This is a genomic window from Cupriavidus sp. WGlv3 (genome assembly GCF_023952475.1).
GTDB lineage: Bacteria > Pseudomonadota > Gammaproteobacteria > Burkholderiales > Burkholderiaceae > Cupriavidus > Cupriavidus phytorum.
Genome location: NZ_JALHRX010000088.1, coordinates 1 through 1,496, shown reverse-complemented (window position 1 = coordinate 1,496; position 1,496 = coordinate 1). Strand labels below are relative to the sequence as shown.

1 protein-coding gene is annotated in these 1,496 nt (G+C 48.7%); it reads right to left on the bottom strand.

Translation table 11 applies throughout. The annotated features are described in order from the left end of the window. Nucleotides 1-104 precede the first annotated feature (104 nt). Nucleotides 105-665, bottom strand: coding sequence for a hemerythrin domain-containing protein (locus MKD38_RS30540; RefSeq protein WP_115671149.1), 561 nt, complete (start codon nucleotides 663-665; stop codon nucleotides 105-107). Between the last annotated feature and the right edge of the window lie 831 nt (nucleotides 666-1,496).

Sequence of the window (1,496 nt, the reverse complement as noted above, 5' to 3'; positions counted from 1 at the left end):
GTCTAATTGATCGAAACGCTTTCACAACGTATCGCTCATTAGAGGTCAAAGGTGTCAACTTGTATGCCGCTTGTGACTTGGAAAAAGGGTCGCCGGTATTCAGTTCACCGATCCAACTGCTCCTCATCATGTATTTGCTTGCGCAATGTCGCGAAATGCTCCTGAAGACTTATCCCACATACCGGATGAACGCTCTCCGGAACGACGGCGGCACCGACTTTGGCCCAATCCTCTGCAGTCAGCATCTCCCCTGTTCGTGGCATGACTAGCTTTTCCTCGGAAGATAGATGATTGCGATAGTAAGCAAGATATACTGCCGCTTGCGCCACTAACACGTCTCTAGGCGTTATAACGTCCCATTCGGCGCCCTTGAAGTGGTCAAGTAGTTGGGCGCTGGTTTCCGCGATCACTAGATGTTCCTGTAGAAGTCGATTCACCACGAGCTGTATATCGGGATCTCGCTTCACCAGTAAAGAAAAAGCAACATCCTCTCGAGGGTGATGAATGCGATCGCCATAATCACACATGTACTCGACGATTTTAGCTATCAATCGATAATTAGGATGTCGTCCCTCAAAAAAAGCCCCGATTTGATTTTGGAGTAGGTCTAGTAAATGAGCGAAGTACAAATGATCATTATGCCAATCAGTAATGGTATTGTTCATTTCGTTGGCCATCCCAAGGGATGGGGTTGTTATTGGAATTTAGGTTAAAGTTTTAATTTTTTACCAAAGGCTAACATCCAGTGGCTTTAAAAAAACCAAAAATGCGAGTAAGACAGAGTCCGCGTGATGTTTAACCCGTGTCCATGCCAAGGGGATAGCGCTAGAGCAGTCAAGTTCTCCTCGTGCATTATTCCTGCGCCCCATGACCGTGATCTCATCGTTGACCGGCCGTACACCGCCACACAGCCTATCGGCTTCGTTTCCCATGAACGGAGTGATTGAGTTGTACAGATGTCTGCCATTTCGATATCGTTTGTGAGTTTCACCGGGGATATTAAATATCGGCTCTGAGCTAGGCTTCAACCGGGGGGGGCGCTCATACCATAGGCGTCGTCAAGGCAGGCTCTCAAGAAACATCCAATCGCAATATATATGCCAATGGCATGGCGCTTTGGCAATGCGCAATGTAATTAGACATCGAATGTCATAGATGCGACTGTTTGTCGTAAATCAAACGGCAGGCCGGTGTTTGACAACTGCGAAAGGCAGAACCATTTCCGGCCTGCTTCGACAGGCGGAATTGTGTGTAGGAGCTCTCAACCCTACTGTTGTGAATGGGTTGCCGTGCTGCTTTTCACACTACTGCAAGCAGGAACGCCGTGGTATATCTTCGACCAGGCCCCCGCTAAAGGCACCTCATTACACACAACTCCTGGCGGCTGGTGCTCTGCAGAAAGTCGTTTACGGTCAATGACATAGCGGGTGGGGTTGTAAACTCTTTCGGAATGTCGTTCACTCTTGCAATTTGGGCGGCACATGCAGCGAGAGGCA